This is a genomic window from Sporosarcina sp. ANT_H38, assembly GCF_008369195.1.
Lineage (GTDB): Bacteria > Bacillota > Bacilli > Bacillales_A > Planococcaceae > Sporosarcina.
On sequence record NZ_VOBC01000001.1, the window covers coordinates 1,598,895 to 1,616,361 of the forward strand.

Sequence of the window (17,467 nt, forward strand, 5' to 3'; positions counted from 1 at the left end):
AGCAAAATGAGCACATCGAAGAATGTACAAATGATTTTAAATGGGACAATATCTTCACTGACAACTGTTATTCCCGTCAAATTGGACGTCCTTGCTCCGTCGATTACAGTTCAACCATATGAACAAAAAGAGATTAGCGTCTTAATTGGACTCGTCGGTGGCATAAAAGGACGACTTATCATTGATGCATCTATAGACGCCATCAATACAATTGGGCAAGCAATGTTCGGTATGTCAATTGAAGGCGAAATGATTGAATCTTTCACAGGGGAACTCGGTAATATGGTTGCTGGAAACTTATGTACTGTACTAGAAAAGGATGGCCTTATCCTTGATATATCCCCTCCGACTGTAATGACAGGCGCGACGAAATTTTACGGTTTCAAACAGGCATTTAAGTTACCTGTCAAGATCGAGGGCAGCGGAATGTTAACCGTTCTGTTAACGATTGATGAGAATTAAAGATCACTAAAAACAGTCCCCTCCCTAGATTATTTTGGGTTCAAGGGACTGTTTTTACTTTTATAAGCTATATAATTTTGTGTATTTTTCAGACAAGTAATCCGCTAAGTATTTTGCGTTCAATCCTTCACCTGTCGTGTCATTGATAATTTCAAGCGGCTGTTTCATCTTACCGTATTTATGAACATGCTCCGTTAACCAGTCAAGAATAGGTCCAAAATCACCATTCCCACAAAGTTCATCGAAATTAGGTAGGTCCTTCAACATCGCTACTTTCAATTGAGCCGCATACATATAGCCAAGTGCGTATGACGGGAAATAACCGAAGGATCCCCCAGCCCAGTGAACGTCTTGTAAAACACCTTCACTGTTATTTTTTGGACGGACGCCGAGGTACTCCTCATATTTATCATTCCAAATTTGCGGCAGGTCTTTGACTTCGTAATCGCCATTAAAAATCCCTTTTTCGATTTCATAACGAATCATAATGTGTAGCGGATACGTCAGTTCATCTGCTTCAATCCGTATAAGTGATGGTTTTGATACATTGATGGCACGCAGAAAATCTTCAAGCGCTACGTCTTCAAATTGTTCAGGTGATTGGCTCTTTAATAAATCAAAATTGTACGTCCAAAAGTTTTCATTATGTCCGACAAACTGTTCATAGAATAATGACTGCGATTCATGAATCCCCATTGAAGTACCTTCTGCAATTGGCAATCCTTCAAGTTCTAAATCAATATTTTGATCGTAAAGCGCATGTCCACATTCATGAATTGTTCCAAAAATGGCAGAACGGAAATCATTTTCATCGTATTTCGTCGTAATCCGAACGTCGCCAATATTGATGGCTGTTTCAAATGGATGTACGGTTTCATCCAAACGCCCTGCGTTGAAATCATAACCAAGTTGCGTCAATATAGCATGACTAAATGCTTTCTGATTTTCTTTTGGAAATTGTTTGAATAAAAATGATGTATCAGGTTGGTTGCCTGATTCAGAAATTTTCTTCACGAGCGGCACGATTGTCTCCTTCAATTGGCCGAAAACTTCATCAATGATATCTGTTGTCATCCCCGGTTCGTATTGATTGAGCAATGTATTATAAGCGTTACCATCTTTCACGCCCCAATAGCCAATGAACTTTTTAGTCGTGGCAACAATTTTCTCAAGATACGGAAGGAACATATCAAAGTCAGCTTGTTCTTTTGCTTCCTCCCATGCGGATTCCGATTGAGAAGTTAGGACGACAAATTCACGATATTCCTCAGCCGGAATTTTCCCACTTAAGTCATATTCCTTTTTCACTTCTTCAACTGTTTTCAACAAAATCGGGTTAAGTGTGTCTTTCCTATTACCAAGTTCCTCGAGATAGCCCCCCATTTCCTCAGAAACACTCATCTTAAATAGCTCTGTCGATAATGTACCAACTGCTTCCGATCTTGCTGGAATGCCTTTTTTAGGTGCGCCCGTACGCATATCCCAATACATAATTGAAACGGCTTCTGAGTATGCACTCATCTTTTTTAGCAAAGCTACGAATTTTTCTTCAGTTGACAAATCCATTCCCCCTTATTTCCTATACCGAACTCTATTTTAACATAATTCGGGCAACTCATATAGTCTCCTAATAGGAGGTTAGTTTTGTTTAGAGTATTAAATTACATCTAAATAATAATATCGTTTACACTACTGATGATTAACTATTTATTTGAATTAAATACTGGTGAGAAAGGTTTGATAACCTTCATTTTTACTGGACTATTTTCGGACCGCTTTTTTTATAATATAGGTTCAATGATTCCATTGAATACCGCTTAGGTGCTTAGGCGATGCCTCTCGCTATCAGCCAGGTGTCCAGTTGTTGGACACTAGTAAGGTACCTACGCTAGTTTATATAACGTATTCAATACTTCACCATATATAGTGAAAAAGAGAAAAACATAGAGAAAGCATCAGTCGCTAAAATTGCATCTTTGGCGGCTATTCTCCAGGTAAGAAGCTAGCTATTTTTTCGTCCTAATATGCTTCAGCACTTTGTATAATTATGCATTTGGGGCGCGACCGATGAAGGACAACCATATGATTACCGAAAAAACTGTGTAGGGATCTCGCTAATCGTACTAGAAGCCATTTAATCTAAAAGTGCAACTATACAAGTAGTTATCAGTCGGTAATCAAGTTATGTACTAGTTAATTTTGGTTAATAAACAGACGTGATTGATTAATGCATTATGAAAAAAACTTCATGCGCATGGCTGAATCTATTTTTTGTACGACTCATTCATCCTCATAATTATTGGTTTTTAGGAAATAATAATTATGACAACAATGAGTCTAGAGAAGAGGTATGGATATAGATGGATTTTTTTCATGGACAGGAATCACTCACAACTATTCAGTGGGTTCTACGTGCTATTATTTCTTATTTCTTCTTACTGTTCGCAGTCAAACTTATGGGACGGCGATCCATTGCTCAATTACGACTGCTCGATTTCACAATGGCTTTAATTCTGGGGAATATTCTTGCACACCCATTATCTGATGAACAATTAGGTATGAAAGGGTCCTTAATTACGACAGGCGTATTGGTTTTTTTATATTCAATTGGTGTACTTGTAAGCTTGAAAGTGAACCTGTTTAAAAAATGGATAGAACCATCTCCTTTTCCCCTGATAAAAAACGGTGAAATCATGTATAAAGGATTAGGTAAAGCAAGAATCACTGTGGATCATCTATTGTCTGAAGCAAGAAAAGAAAAAATCGAAGAGGTCCACAAAATCGCTCTTGCTCTGTGGGAGCCGGATGGTACCATTTCATTTTTCTTATCTCCCCAACTACAACCAGTAACACCTGAGGACATACAATTAATAACAAAACCATTTTCTATTCCTAGGATCATCATTAAAGAAAGAAAAATCGACTTGGATGAATTGCAAAAATCCGCTAAAGACACTACGTGGTTGAACAACAAATTAGAGCTAATGAATATGGACGTTCATGATATTTTATTGGCGACGCTGGATACTAACGATGATTTCAAAATATATTTGTATAATTAAAATATGACTCACGGTGGAATCATCCAAAATACTAAACAACATTATTGCGAAATTTAACAATGATCCACCAGAGCAAAGCAATACTTCCCGCAAAGTTCACAACGTTATTTCAAACTCAACAAGGCAATTACGAAACTAAACAACGTTCACAAATATCCCATAATAAGGCCACACCCTTAAGTACATTTCAGTTCTGAACTATATCGTTTCCTAAAAAGTAAAAAAAGGCTCTCCTGTTAATAGGAGAACCTTACACATCATAGTTAAACCGTCATTTTCATTTTCACCGGGAAAATACCTTCGATTTCAGCTTTCATTTCCTGTTCCTTACCTTCAAGTAAAAGATGTACGGTTCCAGAATCCGCAGACGTCCGTATGAGTCGTCCTGCACCTTGGCGTAGTCTTAGCAGCATGAAAGGTAAGTCTACTTCACGGAAAGGATCCTTGGCGTGCTCACGTCTCGCGTCGAACAACGGATCCGATGGTGGTAATGGCAAATCGTAAATAATAACACGCGTCAATGCATCTTGAGGAATGTCGAGCCCTTCCCATAAATGATAAGAGCATAAAACAGGTACTTTCTTCTGTTGGAAATCACGTACAATTGAAGACAATTCTCGTTCACCTTCGAAAGCGATACGTGCTTGCCACTCGGCAGGAACTCGCTCCTTGAAATGATTCATTGCTCGCTCTGACTTAAACAGAATCAGTGTCTGCTCTCCGTCTTCTAAAAGTTCAAGCGCTCGTTTCGCTTTACCTCCTGCTTCTACATCCGTTGCAAACACTTCCATCACTTCATCATAATCAAATGGCGACTCCACCGAAAACGACAAATAATCCTGGATACCAAGACCCTCTGCCAGATAAGTAAACGTTTCGCCGACTGATAATGTAGCTGATGAAAAAACGATTGGTGTTTTAGATGAAAACAGTTTCTCTCTCAAAATGTCAGTCACAAGACGCGGCATGATAACTAGAGTGGATTCACCTCCGCGACTTTCAAGCCAGTCAACTGCATCATTTTGAGATGTAAAAAGGTCCATAGAATAAATATATTGATCCAGATATTCCTCGACCATTCTCAAATCATATGCTGGAATAATGTATAATTCACCTTCAAATACGAATTCTTCAAGAAGAGCATTCGAGATTTTAACAACTTCTTTTCCAACTTCCAGAAGTTCTGGTGATTTTTCAATCGCTTTTCTGTCGTTCTCCGTTTTATCTGCAAGCACTTTGAGCAATGCAAAAAACGCTTCATGCGAATCAATTAAACGTTCCATAAGTTGTAATGTCGACTCTCTAATACCATCGACCATGATTCTTTCCAGGAGATTTAGCAAGGTACTATTCTGCACCTCATATGTCAATGCTCGTTGGGCTGAATACTCAAGAAGATGACCTTCGTCAAAGACAATCATTGATGGTTCCGGTAATAGTGGTAACTGCCCTTGTCTTTTACGGGATTCTTTTGTCCAAATATGCTCCATATAGAAATCATGCGAACAAATAACAAGTTCGACCGATTCCCGATAATGATTACGGTGTATCGTCTGACCACATCGATTGCGGAGATCACACGCAGCACATTGTTGAATTGGATGGAAGTTCACAGTTTTCCACTCTGCATCGCTTAAGTTTGGATAATCCGAACGTTCCCCGTAAGGAACAATCGATTGCAATGAACCTAGGCCATAAACAAATTCGGGAAGTTCGTCTGCCACAACATCAACGTAGTCTTCGTCAATCGTGTTACCCGCCTCATCCAAACGTTTCAAGCATAGATATTGGTCACGTGATTTAGCAAGGCGCACATCGATATCAAGACCGAGCGCTTCACTAATTTTCCGGATATCACCGTCTTCTTTGACAAGCTGATCGATGAGTGTCTCATCCGCACACGAAATGAGAGCCGGTTTTCCAGTATAGCGAGCATATGCAATTGCAGGAAGAAGATAAGCAATTGTTTTACCTGTCCCTACTCCTGCTTCCGCAAAAAGGACTTTCTTCTCTTTCAGCGCTTGTTCGATTTGGAAAGCCATATAGATTTGTTCATCGCGGCATTCAAATCCTTTTTCAGTCAATTCATCGTACAACGTATCCCCTATCCAATCATTCAATGATTCATAGAACGATTTATCTTTTGATAATGGGAATGGCATCTTACTTTTCATCGTTTACCCCTTCCTTATTACATGCAAAAGGAAGAGGAGTTTCCCTCTTCCGCATTCTATCAATTATTTACGTTGGCCCCAGAACTGATATAAATCAGTTCTGATAAAACCATTGAATAATTTCCGCTTTTTCGTCGCTCTATGTCCGTACATTTTTTCATAGTTTTCCAATGAAGACAACATATAAACAGACCATGAAGGGTGGTTTTTCATTATACGACCAAGTTCCTTCGTAATCTCTTCAGCATCTTCCACTTCACCAAGACGTTCTCCATATGGAGGATTCCCGACCATAACGCCATTCAAGCTGTCTATAGTCAAGTCCCTTACATCACATGTTTGAAACTTGATTAAATCCATGAATCCAGCACCCGCCGCATTTTCCTGTGCTACTTTGATCATGCGGGGATCGTAATCAAATCCTGAAATATCAAGCGGTTGGTCGTATTTTGCAAGATCTTCCGCTTCTTCACGAACTTGATCCCATATATTTTTGTTAATCCACGGCCACTCTTCACTTAAAAATTCGCGATTATATCCGGGTGCAATGTTTTGCCCGATCATCGCAGCTTCAATTGCGATTGTACCAGAACCACAAAACGGATCAATGAAAGGGCGATTTGGATTCCAGCGTGATACTTTAACAAGCGCTGCTGCCAGTGTCTCTTTCAAAGGTGCATCCCCTTGCGCAAGTCGGTAGCCGCGTTTATGGAGCCCCGTACCGCTTGAATCAATCGTCAATGTCACTTTATCTTTTAAAATCGAAACTTCTAATTTGAATAAAGGACCTGATTCATCAAAAAATCCAACTCTTTTATAAGCAATCTTCAAGCGTTCAACAATCGCTTTTTTTACAATTGCCTGACAATCAGGTACACTGTACAAAGTGGACTTCACTGACTTACCTGCGACTGGGAATTCTGCGTCAACTGGTAAAAAACGTTCCCACGGTATCGCTTTTGTCTGTTCAAATAAATCATCGAACGTCGTAGCTTCGAATTCACCCGCAACAATACGAACACGGTCAGCTACTCGCAGCCATAGATTCGATTTTGCAATCGCCAATTCATCCCCTTGGAAATAGATCTTTCCGTTTTCCGAAGTCGTTTTATATCCAAGTGCTTTTACTTCATCTGCCACAAGCGATTCAAGCCCCATTGCCGATGTTGCTACTAGTTTAAATTCAGTCATGCAATTCCAACTCCAATTCTATACCATCAATCATTTCTATGAATTCATAAAGGGTTCACTTTATATATCATTGCCAATAAAACCATATTTTTTTCACTCGTTAATTTCCAAAAGAAAAGCTCCCCATATTATTGGAGAGCGATCATTTTAAAAATAATACCATAGTAAATTCGATAAGCCATGTTTTGTTCCCGTGTACTCAAACGGCTCGCGCCTCGTACTTAGGGTGGTAATCATCTATCTACAGGTTTACACCTGTCTCTTCCTGCAGTTCATTTCCCTCGGAAGAGTGCCCCTACCATAGTTTGGGTTTCTCACTCGTGGGGTTTACCGCGTTCCATCTGACCCGTTTCCGAGCCAGCTACGTCACTGTGGCACTGTTCAGGGAACCTCATCCATATCCGAAGACTTAGGATTTATTCCCGCCGTCAACGCGTTATACGCGATGCCACGGCTTATTATTTCGCCGAGCACGAACACTACGGTCATCTCAGAACCGTGTGAGCATGGACTTTCCTCTACAACATAGGATGTTGCAGCGATTACCTAAATTCCACTATGATATTTATAGTATACCGTACTTATGTTTGATTTACAATATATATTATATATTATTCTTGATCGAACAATTTACTTCCGAAAACATGCTTCTCTAGATTAGAAATACGCTTCAATAAATCAAAGTTCGTTGTCCCGGCGCTTCCTGCAGCTGGGCGTTTTTGTGCAGACTCAAGTTCCTTTTGCATGCGTTCATTTACAGTTTGCAATTCCGAAATCGTCTTTTTGAAAGCTTCGTAATCATGAATGATATCATCTAAGAAGAGATCTACTTCTTCCTGATTATAGCCGCGAAGGCCCGTTTTGAATTCTTTTTCAAGAATCGTTTTTGTATCTAGTTTAGTGTCCATGAAAAATCGCCCTTCCGTCTCTGTTTACATACGTTTATTATAACATATGTTGTCCGACCTTGTCTTATTAAAGCAAATTTTCAACTGTTTTTTGTCGCTTCATGCGCTTGCCTGGGAAATAATTTTCCGTTTATTCTTATTTCCCTTTTCAAAAATTCATTTCCGTAACGTATCCGAAATCTTTCCGTTAAGTAGGGATCCACCTTCAAGAACCTAGTCGCCATTTCTGTAGAGTCCAACGCTTTATTTAACTCTTTCACCTTATGCTCGTAAAGCTTGGCTAATTCCTCCAACGCGAGAATTCTCTCGCGTCCGATAAGTCCTTTTGCCGCAATTGTGAATGAGGAAATTGCGTCCTCGTAAGCCAGTTCCTTTTTTAGTATGAATCCGAAGTGAAAATGTGTGGCAGGATGATTAATGCCAAACTCGGCAATCACACTTTCAAATATTTTCCTACTCCGATCTTGAGACTTTAAATCGCCAAACCATTTCCCTATATTCGTATGGGTCACTGCGGATTCTGGGCGATCTGTCTTCAAAAGTAAATCAGTTGACCGTATATAAAGTGCAACAAGTGAAAGAATATCCCACTCATTATGGACGAGTACTTTCATTAATAGTTCCGTACGGCCATTCTTAACGGCATCTTGATAGATGATTGGTGCCATATGACCCGGGATATCTCCTTCACGGAAGAAACCGAGTTGCTCCTCTTCAATTGCAGGAAGTCTAAACGTTGCCATTTCACCTTTCCAGATGCGCCTGGAACCGTGCAATAAATCAATTTGAGTATGCTCAAGTAATGGCGGCAATTCTTTACGATTCATTGTCCACCGTGTTTCCACCATTGGGATATCAAAACTTTTGCCGTTATATGTAACGAGTGTCAACGATTCTTCCCATAATCCCGTTGCATAGAGGAATGCTGCTTCATGATCGGGACCAGGAAGTACATATTGCGTAAGTTTAAAAGAAGAGTTGGTCTGCTCGATGAACCCCATGAGAAAGATCAGTGTGCCTGCACCTTTTAAGCCTGTCGTTTCCGTATCAAAGAAAACAAGCGGTTTTGAAAAGTCCGGTGACAGTGGATGCACCTCTCCAGACTTCTTCCATTTATCGATCGTTGACTTCAAGCCCGAAAGAACAATATTCCCATGCTGATGATCAGCGTCATATTCAACAATCCGCTTATAGACGATGCCGTGTTTATTCACGGCTTTCGTCAACCCCCCGTCAAGCCATTGTTGTTCGTAGGTAGGTGCTTTTGCAGTGGGTTTTACAGCTTCTATCACGTCTTCAGCTACCACTTTAGTGTTTGTTTTCTTCAGTAACTTCTTCATTTGCATCAGCTTCTGTTCATAAGACATTGCGTTCTCCCCTTGCCAGCGTCTGAAGAAGAGATCCGACATCCTGCTTCATGCCCATACCAGCTTCTTGTGCCCCAATGCAAACCGGACAACCTGACTCGCAGCGACAGACTGACACATGATCAGCCGCTTTTTGCAACAGTTCGTCCCACCGTTCAAAGATTTTTTCACTCAAACCAATCCCGCCTGGATAACTGTCGTAAATGAAAATAGTCGGTTTTCCAGTATGAACAGCTTTAACTTGCGGCACAACATGAATATCTGTTTTATCGCAGCGGACGAATAACGGGATGAATGACTGGATTGCATAAGCTGCACCCGTCATCGCATCCGTCAGCCCAGCACCCGTCCATCCTTCAGGTATATCGAATGTGTACCACGTAGATGACGTATGCAATTCCTCCGCTGGCAATGAAATCGGACCCGAGCCAATATTGTCATGAGTATCGAATCTGATTTTCTTGAATATCGTCGGGATTGCAAGAACAGCGATATCTCCATAAGCGGCTTTGTTATCTCCGAACTGTTCGGCGCAATCCTCATTCATCACTTTCAGTTCCACCGCAAGATTTGCATCAGTAAAGTAATCAACATCGACTTCCGTGACATAGGCCTTCTTTTCATCCCAATCCAGTTGTTCAACTTGAAATTGAGTCCCCTGGTGAATGTAGATTGCTTCTTCGTGTAGTAACGTCATCGCACTAAAACGATCCATCTCCCCAATTACCTTTGTTTCTTTCGGATAGGTTTTATCAATAATGATGACATTTTCCTGTGATGCGGAGCGGAGACTCACTTCACTAGCCGGAAAACTGTCCGTCATCCAATGCCATTTGTCTGTTGTCTTAATCAAAACCCCTTCACTTTCAAGGAAAGCAAGCAGTTCCTGTACTTCAAATTCACCATAAGTTTCTGTCGATGAAAATGGCAACTCGAACGAAGCACATTTGAGATGATCCATCAGGATGAACATATTATCCGGATGAATCCGTGCTTCTTCGGGAGATTGGCCAAGAAGATAGTCAGGATGTTCAATAATGTATTGATCGAGCGCTAAAGACTGCGCTACATAAATGATAAGAGCCTCGTCCTGCCTTCTTCCAGCGCGTCCGGCCTGTTGAAATGCACTCGCAATATTTCCCGGGTATCCCGTCATAATACACGCTTGCAGTTGGCCTATATCAATGCCGAGTTCAAGTGCATTCGTACTAACAACCGTACGGATATCACCCTCCCTGAGCCCTTTTTCTATTTTCCGTCGTTCTGAAGGTAAATAACCTCCCCTATAACCCATAACAGTTTCATCAAACAGTTTCTTCTTCGTTAATGCCTTCATGTACGTGACGAGCATCTCGACCCGTACTCGACTTTTTGCGAAGATAATCGTTTGGATGCCTTCACGATATAAAAGCGCGGCGATGTCGCGAACTTCAAGTACTGCACTTCTCCGGATACCGAATGTCGGATGGACGACCGGTGGATTATAGAAGACAAAATGTTTCTTCCCAGCAGGTGCTCCATTATTGACGATTACTTGCATATCCGCATTTATTAATGACTCCGATAGTTCTTGTGGATTTGCAATTGTCGCAGATGTGCAGATGAACACTGGATCACTGCCATAATAGTTGCAAATTCGTTTCAATCTTCGCAGCACATGTGCTACATGACTGCCGAAGACGCCTTTGTACGTATGCAATTCATCGATAATAATATATTTTAAGTTCTCGAATAATGACACCCATTTTGTATGATGCGGCAAAATACCAGAATGGAGCATATCAGGATTTGTCAGTACAATATGCCCAGACTTCCGAACCTTAGATCGTAATCCGGGCGCAGTATCACCGTCATACGTGTAACTGAGTATCGTTTCTCCGCTCGCTTCAATCAATTCATGAAGATCTGCTAGCTGATCTTGAGCAAGTGCTTTCGTTGGGAACAAGTAAATTGCCCTCGATGTATCATCTTCGAGGATGCTCTGCATTACAGGCAAGTGATAACAGAGGGACTTTCCGGATGCTGTTGGTGTTACGGCGGTAAATGATTTACCGGATGCAGCCAAATCAAATGCTTCCCTTTGATGGCTATACAGTTTATTTATCCCTTTTGACGCAAGTGCTTTAATAATCGAGGAATGCAGTTTTCGCGGGAATTCTGCGTAGATCGCTTCTTTCCCCGCAATCGTTTTAGTATGGATGACATTGTCAGAAAAAGATGGGTCAGTACGCAGTTTAGCTAACACTTCGTGAACAGCCATCTTCTTTATCATCGTATAATACCATCTTGCTCAAGTCGTATTGCATCCAGAATTGTTTTCAGCGTATATTCGGCCGAATTAATCGATAAGACAAAACGTTTTTTTCCTGTCTTTTGATAGAATGACTGGACGATGAATTGCTTCATGGAGTCAGTCAGTGTTTCGATTTGAATTGGATGAACATATTTCGGTTTGGCTGTCTTGATGAATTCAGACACTTCCTCTGTCCATTCATCGAGCAACGTATGATATTGATCTGCATATGGTTTTACTTCTATAAAAAAATCGGGTTCCCGATCGAGTTCTCTCATCTGCGCATGGCGCTCGAAACATTCCCTACAAACAGCAAGTAGCGTTTCAGTCTTTTGTTGTAGATTCATAATAATACACCCTTTCCGGACGTTTCTTTTATTTTAACAGATATTACTGGGATGTACCAAATTCATAGGAACGTATATTCCTCGTCATTAATAACCCTTCAATACAACTTAAGGTTCTTGTTAACTTTTTTCAACTGGCAACTTGCGCTCTCTACTATTCCCCAGGAGAATTACGACTTTGATACAAGTGAACACTTGTAATTATGTTCAAATTATGTCTCCGTAATTAATATTCCGTCTTTATATGACAACTAATACTAGTGCTCTTTTCACCCTTAGTGTACATTAGCGATAATAGATAGCTTGTTTTAACATTAAAATTTGCTTCAAAAGGGAGAATTTTGTTAATGACTAAGAAAATTGCATGGATTACTGATACAGCTGCACAACTAGAGAAATCTTTTATCCAAAAATATAATGTTCATATTTTACCGTTGAGTGTTGTATTTGCTGATGGTGTCTTTAGAGAAACAGTCGACATGACACAAGAAGAGTTTTATGACAAACTACGCGTTGCAAAAGTACATCCAAAAACTTCCCAACCTGCTATTGGTGATATGGTCTCTCTTTATAAAAAACTACAAGAACAGGGTTATGATTGCGCAATAGCCGTGCATGTTTCTAGCGACTTATCCGGCACGTTCGATAGTTCGCAGACAGCTGCACAGATGGTAGACTTCAAGGTCTATTCTATTGATTCGAAAATCGGCTCCTATCCGATGATCAAAATGATTGAAATTGGCAATGAACTACTTGAAAGCGGGCATGACGTTGAAGAAGTTGTTACAGCCATCAAAAAAATAACAAAAAATTCCGAGCTATCCTTCATACCAGCTAATCTGAATCAGCTACACAAAAGCGGTCGTGTCTCTGGAACAAAAGCATTTATAAGCAATTTGTTAAACATCAAAGTCGTGATCACATTCGATGATGGCAAACCCGTGATGACAGAAAAAGTTCGTGCCAATAAACGCGCAAAAAAACACGTGACCGCTTTACTATGTAGCGACATGAAAAAAGGCAATGTTCCTGAAGTCGCCGTTATCAACTGCAACAATACAAAAGATGCTGAAAGTTGGAAAGATGAACTAATGCAGGAATTTCCAAAGCTAAAAGTTCTAGTCCTCCCCCTCAGCGCTTGCGTCGGCGTACATGCCGGTGAAGGTACAACTGGTTTGAGTTGGGTAAGGTACTAAAGCGGCGAATTTGATTAACAGTTTACAAGAGCTTCCCTCTTTCTCTTTTTTTTAACAAACGTTACTCTTCTTTACTTGTAGAAGAGCAAAATTAAATGAAAACATATATAAAGAAGAGAGACGTACACTCTCTTCTTTTTTTGATATGTTTTTTCAATTTTTCACACCTCAACTTAATTAATACGCTGCATCATATGAAAAATCCTAATTTATTACAACGACGCGTATTTACCCTTAACCCCAGGCTGGGATAGGTGGATATAGCGCGAAACTTATATCATGATTCGAAAAGGTTGGTACATAAAGATATAGACACTACATTATTAAAGAATTTCATATCCGTGTTGAGCAGAATTCTATAACTAAGCTCCTTTTATCAATCATTTATTCGAGTAACCTATTTCCAATAAAAAAGAAGAGAGGATAGTATGACTGCTCCCCCTCTTCTTCTCGAATATAATGATTAGGTTTTTATGTTACCTGACTACGTCCGACACCCGTAGTCCAGATTAGGTATCAAGTTTTCATCGCGCCTAATCATCACCCTATTTCAAACTTCTGGATACCATAAACTTCGAGAACCAGGTTCTGAAACTATCCTGAATTGCATTAGACTATCGTAACTTTCATTAGCTTGTCGCTAATGTTTTTGTAGGCTCGTTCATAGCGGGGTATCCAAAATATGCTTAGGAATGTCTAAAAATTAATCTTCTGGTGAATTCTGTTGTTCTTTTATTCCATGCTTAAACATTGCATTATTTCCTTGTCTTATCTATTATTACTATTTCATCATTTTAAGTAGGTTGTAGGTTGAAGTTCGTATACAAACTCAGCGCAGGCGCCTTACTAGTGTCCAGCAACTGGACACCGGTTAGCTGAAGCCCTAAGACCGACAGCAAAGTAGCCTAGCTTAGGGCGAGAGGCGTCCCCTTGACGCTGAGCGATATTCAATGGAATCATTCAATCAACCTACATAGATAAGTAGCTTCTATGTGGATTTCATTGAACACTGTAGAAGCATGTTCACCAACTTGCAACTTTCCAAACCCTATTCCGTCCAATGGTTATGGTATGATACTGAGATGCGAGGTGGTATCTATGACAATACGCTATCCGAACGGCAAGAAATATGTACCCATTCAGAAAATAGGCATTCAAAAAAAAATCGATCTTTCATTCAGCAATCGGGGGAAATCTTTGGAAGATGAATTGAATGAAACGAATGAGTTCTATTTGAGTCGTGGCATCGCTGTCATCCATAAGAAACCCGTGCCAATCCAAGTTGTAAACGTAAATTATCCGGCGAGAAGCGCCGCTGTCATAACAGAAGCTTATTTCCGGACACCGTCTACAACTGACTTTAACGGGGTATGGAAAGGTAAGTATATCGATTTCGAGGCAAAAGAAACGAAGAGTGAGACATCTTTTCCATTGCAAAATATTCATGACCATCAGGTGGAACATATGAAATCCGTGTCGGTGCAAGATGGAATCGTGTTCTTTATCGTGAAATTCACTTCGCTTGAACGTTACTTCATTGTCCCATATGAAAACTTCGAGAAATATTGGGAGAGAATGAAAACGGGCGGTAGAAAATCAATTACACTTATAGAATTTGAGGCTATGGCCATGGAAATTTCACCAAGTTTCAATCCAAGACTCGATTATTTACAATCGGTGTCCACCATGTTAACTACATCTTACAATGCAACTGAAAGGCAGGAAGAAGTATGAGTGATAATATAAATTCAAGAGCTGCACGACGAAAAACAATTGAGGCAGAACGTACAAAGAAAAAGAGTAAAAAGACGAATAATGGTAAAAGTATCATTAAGAAGATAATTCTTGCAGTAGTTGCCATCGGTGTTGCAATTCTAATTGGTGGTGCAGGCCTATTCACTTTTTATGCTAGTTCAGCACCTGATCTCGATGAAAACCTATTGAAAGACCCCTTATCTTCTGAATTTCTTGATATAAACGGCGATGTCTTTATGAAATCCGGCGTTGAAAAAAGAGAGTTTGTACCCTACGCTGACATACCAGACCTGATGCAAGATGCAATTCTTGCAACTGAAGACGTCCGCTTCTATTCCCACAAAGGGATGGACTTCTGGCGACTAGGCGGTGCAGTTATTGCGAACTTCAGAAGTGGTTTCGGTTCACAGGGAGCGAGTACACTCACTCAACAGGTCATTAAAAACTCATTCCTATCAGACGAGAAAACGTTAAAAAGGAAAGCCCAAGAAGCCTGGCTCGCTTTCCAGCTCGAACGTAAGTATGAAAAAGAAGAAATTTTTGAAATGTACTTCAATAAAATTTTGATGTCCGGAAGTAACTACGGATTCGGAACAGCTTCCAAATATTTCTATGGCAAAGATCTTAAGGAACTTGAACTACACGAAGTCGCTATGTTAGCAGGACTTCCGCAAAGTCCAAACGGTTACAATCCATACAAAAATCCAGCACGTGCTAAAAAACGACGCAATGTCGTTCTTGGGCTTATGTACCAACATGACAAGATCACAAAAGCAGAAATGGAAGCGGCTCAGGCGATGCCAGTAACAGGTACGCTGCTCGCGGATGATAAAAGACAGGTTACGAATACAAAATATCCAGCTTATGTCGATCTCGTTTTATCAGAATTAGAAGAGGAAGGTATGTCACACTTGCTTTCTGAAGGCATAAAAATCCAAACGAATCTGGATCCTGCAGCTCAACAATCTGTTGAGAAAGCACTGAATACAGATGATTTATACGAATCAGCAGAAATGCAAGCAGGTATGACGGTCTTGGATACTAAAACCGGTGCAATCGTTGCAGTTGGTGGAGGACGTAATTATTCTGGAACTAACTGGAATTTTGCGACAGACCAAAAACGCCAACCCGGATCAGTTATTAAGCCGATTCTCTCTTACGGTCCAGCCATCGAGAATCTTAGCTGGTCAACTGGAAAAACAGTTGTAGATGAGCCTTACAACTATAAAGGGACAAATAAAGCCATTCAGAACGTTGACGGAAAATACCAAGGTACAATGACAATTCGAGAAGCGTTATATAAATCTCGCAACATCCCTGCAGTTAAAGTATTTGAAGAAGTCGGAAGTGAGAAGGCAGGTGCTTTTGCGAAGGGGCTTGGACTTTCATATGATAAATTGTATTCTTCCGATTCACTTGGCGGAGGTGAAGACTTTTCTACACTAGAGATAGCTGGCGCCTATTCAGCATTCGGTAACGGTGGCATTTACACAGAACCGCACGCTATAAAGGAAATAGTTTTTAGAGATGGAAAAAAACGCAAAATGACAAAGGACCCTAAAACGGTCATGAAAGATTCTACAGCTTATATGGTAACGGATATTTTAAGAGATGTATTAACCTCTGGTACAGGAACGAAAGCAAATATTGCTGGTCTAGATATTGCTGGAAAAACCGGGACCACAAACTATTCATCTGAAACAATTTCGAAGAACGGCCTGAAAAATTCAGATGTTCCTGATACATGGTTTGCCGGATATACAACTGATTATACAATTGCCACATGGGGTGGTTATGAGACAAATGCAACACCTATCACCACATTCGATAAAGGAAGATATGTCCCTCAGAATCTGTTCAACATGGTTATGAGTGATATTTCTGCCGGAAAAGATACCGCTCAATTTCAAAAACCTGGCTCCGTCGAGGAAGCCACAATTGAATACGGTTCAAATCCACTCGTTCTTGCTAGTCGAACGACACCAAGTAATAAGAAGCGCACAGAACTATTCGTCAGAGGAACTGCTCCCACAGAGGTCGCTGAAGAAGAGATTATTGAACTTGATGCACCTAATGGTTTGACTGCCCAATATAATGCGGAAACGAGTTCTATTGGTTTAAACTGGTCCCATAATGCTCCAGTTTCTGAAGCTATTGCAGGCGATGTAGAGTTCACGGTGTTAGTGGGCGCTGATGGCGGTGAATTGCAAGAAATGACAACAACGACAGACACGACAGTCACTTTCGAAGGAGCCGAAGCAGGCCGGACATATACGTTCTCCGTCATTGCAAAGCTTGAATACCTAGAAAGCAGTCCAGCAACAACAACAGTCCAAATTGAAGAAGTTATCGAAGAAGTCCCTGAACCTGAAGAAGGAATTGAAACCGAAAATCCTGAAGACGGAGACTGGAACGATGGCAATAATGGTAATAACGGAAATAACGGAAACGACGGTAACAATGGTAATAACGGAAACGATGGTAACAATGGTAATAACGGAAACAATGGTAATGATGGAAACAATGGCAACGACGGAAACGATGGGAATGATGGTACTAATCCAGATGATGGCACCGATACTACGGTTCCAACAGAACCAGGTACCGGAACAGACGGGTCCACCACTGAAGATGGTACTGGTGGCCCCCCGTAACTCCCCTTTCCAAAATCTAAAAAGAAGAACCCCGAATGCCTATAGGCATTCGGGGTTC

General features: G+C 40.6%; 12 protein-coding genes and 1 other RNA gene. 5 read left to right on the top strand and 8 right to left on the bottom strand.

Annotation, left to right across the window (positions count from 1 at the left end):
- Positions 1 to 6 precede the first annotated feature (6 nt).
- Positions 7 to 462, top strand: coding sequence for a chemotaxis protein CheX (locus tag FQ087_RS07585; RefSeq protein WP_149579867.1), 456 nt, complete (start codon positions 7 to 9; stop codon positions 460 to 462).
- A gap of 60 nt (positions 463 to 522) precedes the next feature.
- Here the strand turns inward: FQ087_RS07585 and FQ087_RS07590 are convergent, their stop codons facing one another.
- Positions 523 to 2,028, bottom strand: coding sequence for a carboxypeptidase M32 (locus FQ087_RS07590; protein ID WP_149579868.1), 1,506 nt, complete (start codon positions 2,026 to 2,028; stop codon positions 523 to 525).
- A gap of 794 nt (positions 2,029 to 2,822) precedes the next feature.
- On the opposite strand from FQ087_RS07590, the gene FQ087_RS07595 reads away from it, so the two are divergent.
- Positions 2,823 to 3,524, top strand: coding sequence for a DUF421 domain-containing protein (locus FQ087_RS07595; RefSeq protein ID WP_149579869.1), 702 nt, complete (start codon positions 2,823 to 2,825; stop codon positions 3,522 to 3,524).
- Positions 3,525 to 3,787: 263 nt separating this feature from the next.
- Here the strand turns inward: FQ087_RS07595 and FQ087_RS07600 are convergent, their stop codons facing one another.
- The 7 genes from FQ087_RS07600 to FQ087_RS07630 form a co-directional block, all read right to left on the bottom strand.
- Positions 3,788 to 5,698, bottom strand: a complete 1,911-nt coding sequence (locus FQ087_RS07600) for an ATP-dependent DNA helicase (protein ID WP_149579870.1) — start codon at positions 5,696 to 5,698, stop codon at positions 3,788 to 3,790.
- A gap of 63 nt (positions 5,699 to 5,761) precedes the next feature.
- Positions 5,762 to 6,889, bottom strand: a complete 1,128-nt coding sequence (locus FQ087_RS07605; RefSeq protein ID WP_149579871.1) for a THUMP domain-containing class I SAM-dependent RNA methyltransferase — start codon at positions 6,887 to 6,889, stop codon at positions 5,762 to 5,764.
- Between the two features lie 169 nt (positions 6,890 to 7,058).
- An RNA gene (rnpB, locus tag FQ087_RS07610) (RNase P RNA component class B) lies at positions 7,059 to 7,443 on the bottom strand.
- Positions 7,444 to 7,500: 57 nt separating this feature from the next.
- Positions 7,501 to 7,797, bottom strand: a complete 297-nt coding sequence (gene gpsB, locus FQ087_RS07615) for a cell division regulator GpsB (RefSeq protein ID WP_149579872.1) — start codon at positions 7,795 to 7,797, stop codon at positions 7,501 to 7,503.
- An 80-nt stretch (positions 7,798 to 7,877) separates the two neighbouring features.
- Positions 7,878 to 9,164, bottom strand: coding sequence for a ribonuclease H-like domain-containing protein (locus tag FQ087_RS07620; RefSeq protein ID WP_188006670.1), 1,287 nt, complete (start codon positions 9,162 to 9,164; stop codon positions 7,878 to 7,880).
- The gene (locus tag FQ087_RS07625) at positions 9,154 to 11,436 is read right to left on the bottom strand and encodes a DEAD/DEAH box helicase (protein WP_149579874.1); all 2,283 of its coding nucleotides are present in this window, start codon (positions 11,434 to 11,436) and stop codon (positions 9,154 to 9,156) included. The genes FQ087_RS07620 and FQ087_RS07625 overlap by 11 nt, the downstream gene beginning before the upstream one ends.
- Positions 11,433 to 11,804: a YppE family protein gene (locus FQ087_RS07630; protein WP_149579875.1), complete on the bottom strand. Its 372-nt coding sequence runs from the start codon at positions 11,802 to 11,804 to the stop codon at positions 11,433 to 11,435. Before FQ087_RS07630 ends, FQ087_RS07625 begins: the two co-directional genes overlap by 4 nt.
- A 347-nt stretch (positions 11,805 to 12,151) precedes the next feature.
- Between FQ087_RS07630 and FQ087_RS07635 the strand changes: the two genes are divergently transcribed.
- The 3 genes from FQ087_RS07635 to FQ087_RS07645 all read left to right on the top strand — a co-directional run bounded on the left by FQ087_RS07635 (position 12,152) and on the right by FQ087_RS07645 (position 17,409).
- Positions 12,152 to 13,000 (top strand): DegV family protein, encoded by an 849-nt coding sequence (locus FQ087_RS07635; protein WP_149579876.1) that lies wholly within the window; start codon positions 12,152 to 12,154, stop codon positions 12,998 to 13,000.
- 1,098 nt (positions 13,001 to 14,098) lie between these two features.
- Positions 14,099 to 14,734 (top strand): Holliday junction resolvase RecU, encoded by a 636-nt coding sequence (gene recU / locus FQ087_RS07640; protein WP_149579877.1) that lies wholly within the window; start codon positions 14,099 to 14,101, stop codon positions 14,732 to 14,734.
- Positions 14,731 to 17,409, top strand: coding sequence for a transglycosylase domain-containing protein (locus tag FQ087_RS07645; protein ID WP_149579878.1), 2,679 nt, complete (start codon positions 14,731 to 14,733; stop codon positions 17,407 to 17,409). Before recU ends, FQ087_RS07645 begins: the two co-directional genes overlap by 4 nt.
- Positions 17,410 to 17,467: the final 58 nt, after the last annotated feature.

Bases quoted from the DNA above. Each gene is read 5' to 3' on its own strand.
- FQ087_RS07585 (WP_149579867.1), top strand. From the start codon at position 7: ATGAGCACATCGAAGAATGTACAAATGATTTTAAATGGGACAATATCT.
- FQ087_RS07590 (WP_149579868.1), bottom strand. From the start codon at position 2,028: ATGGATTTGTCAACTGAAGAAAAATTCGTAGCTTTGCTAAAAAAGATG.
- FQ087_RS07595 (WP_149579869.1), top strand. From the start codon at position 2,823: ATGGATTTTTTTCATGGACAGGAATCACTCACAACTATTCAGTGGGTT.
- FQ087_RS07600 (WP_149579870.1), bottom strand. From the start codon at position 5,698: ATGAAAAGTAAGATGCCATTCCCATTATCAAAAGATAAATCGTTCTAT.
- FQ087_RS07605 (WP_149579871.1), bottom strand. From the start codon at position 6,889: ATGACTGAATTTAAACTAGTAGCAACATCGGCAATGGGGCTTGAATCG.
- gpsB (WP_149579872.1), bottom strand. From the start codon at position 7,797: ATGGACACTAAACTAGATACAAAAACGATTCTTGAAAAAGAATTCAAA.
- FQ087_RS07620 (WP_188006670.1), bottom strand. From the start codon at position 9,164: ATGTCTTATGAACAGAAGCTGATGCAAATGAAGAAGTTACTGAAGAAA.
- FQ087_RS07625 (WP_149579874.1), bottom strand. From the start codon at position 11,436: ATGATAAAGAAGATGGCTGTTCACGAAGTGTTAGCTAAACTGCGTACT.
- FQ087_RS07630 (WP_149579875.1), bottom strand. From the start codon at position 11,804: ATGAATCTACAACAAAAGACTGAAACGCTACTTGCTGTTTGTAGGGAA.
- FQ087_RS07635 (WP_149579876.1), top strand. From the start codon at position 12,152: ATGACTAAGAAAATTGCATGGATTACTGATACAGCTGCACAACTAGAG.
- recU (WP_149579877.1), top strand. From the start codon at position 14,099: ATGACAATACGCTATCCGAACGGCAAGAAATATGTACCCATTCAGAAA.
- FQ087_RS07645 (WP_149579878.1), top strand. From the start codon at position 14,731: ATGAGTGATAATATAAATTCAAGAGCTGCACGACGAAAAACAATTGAG.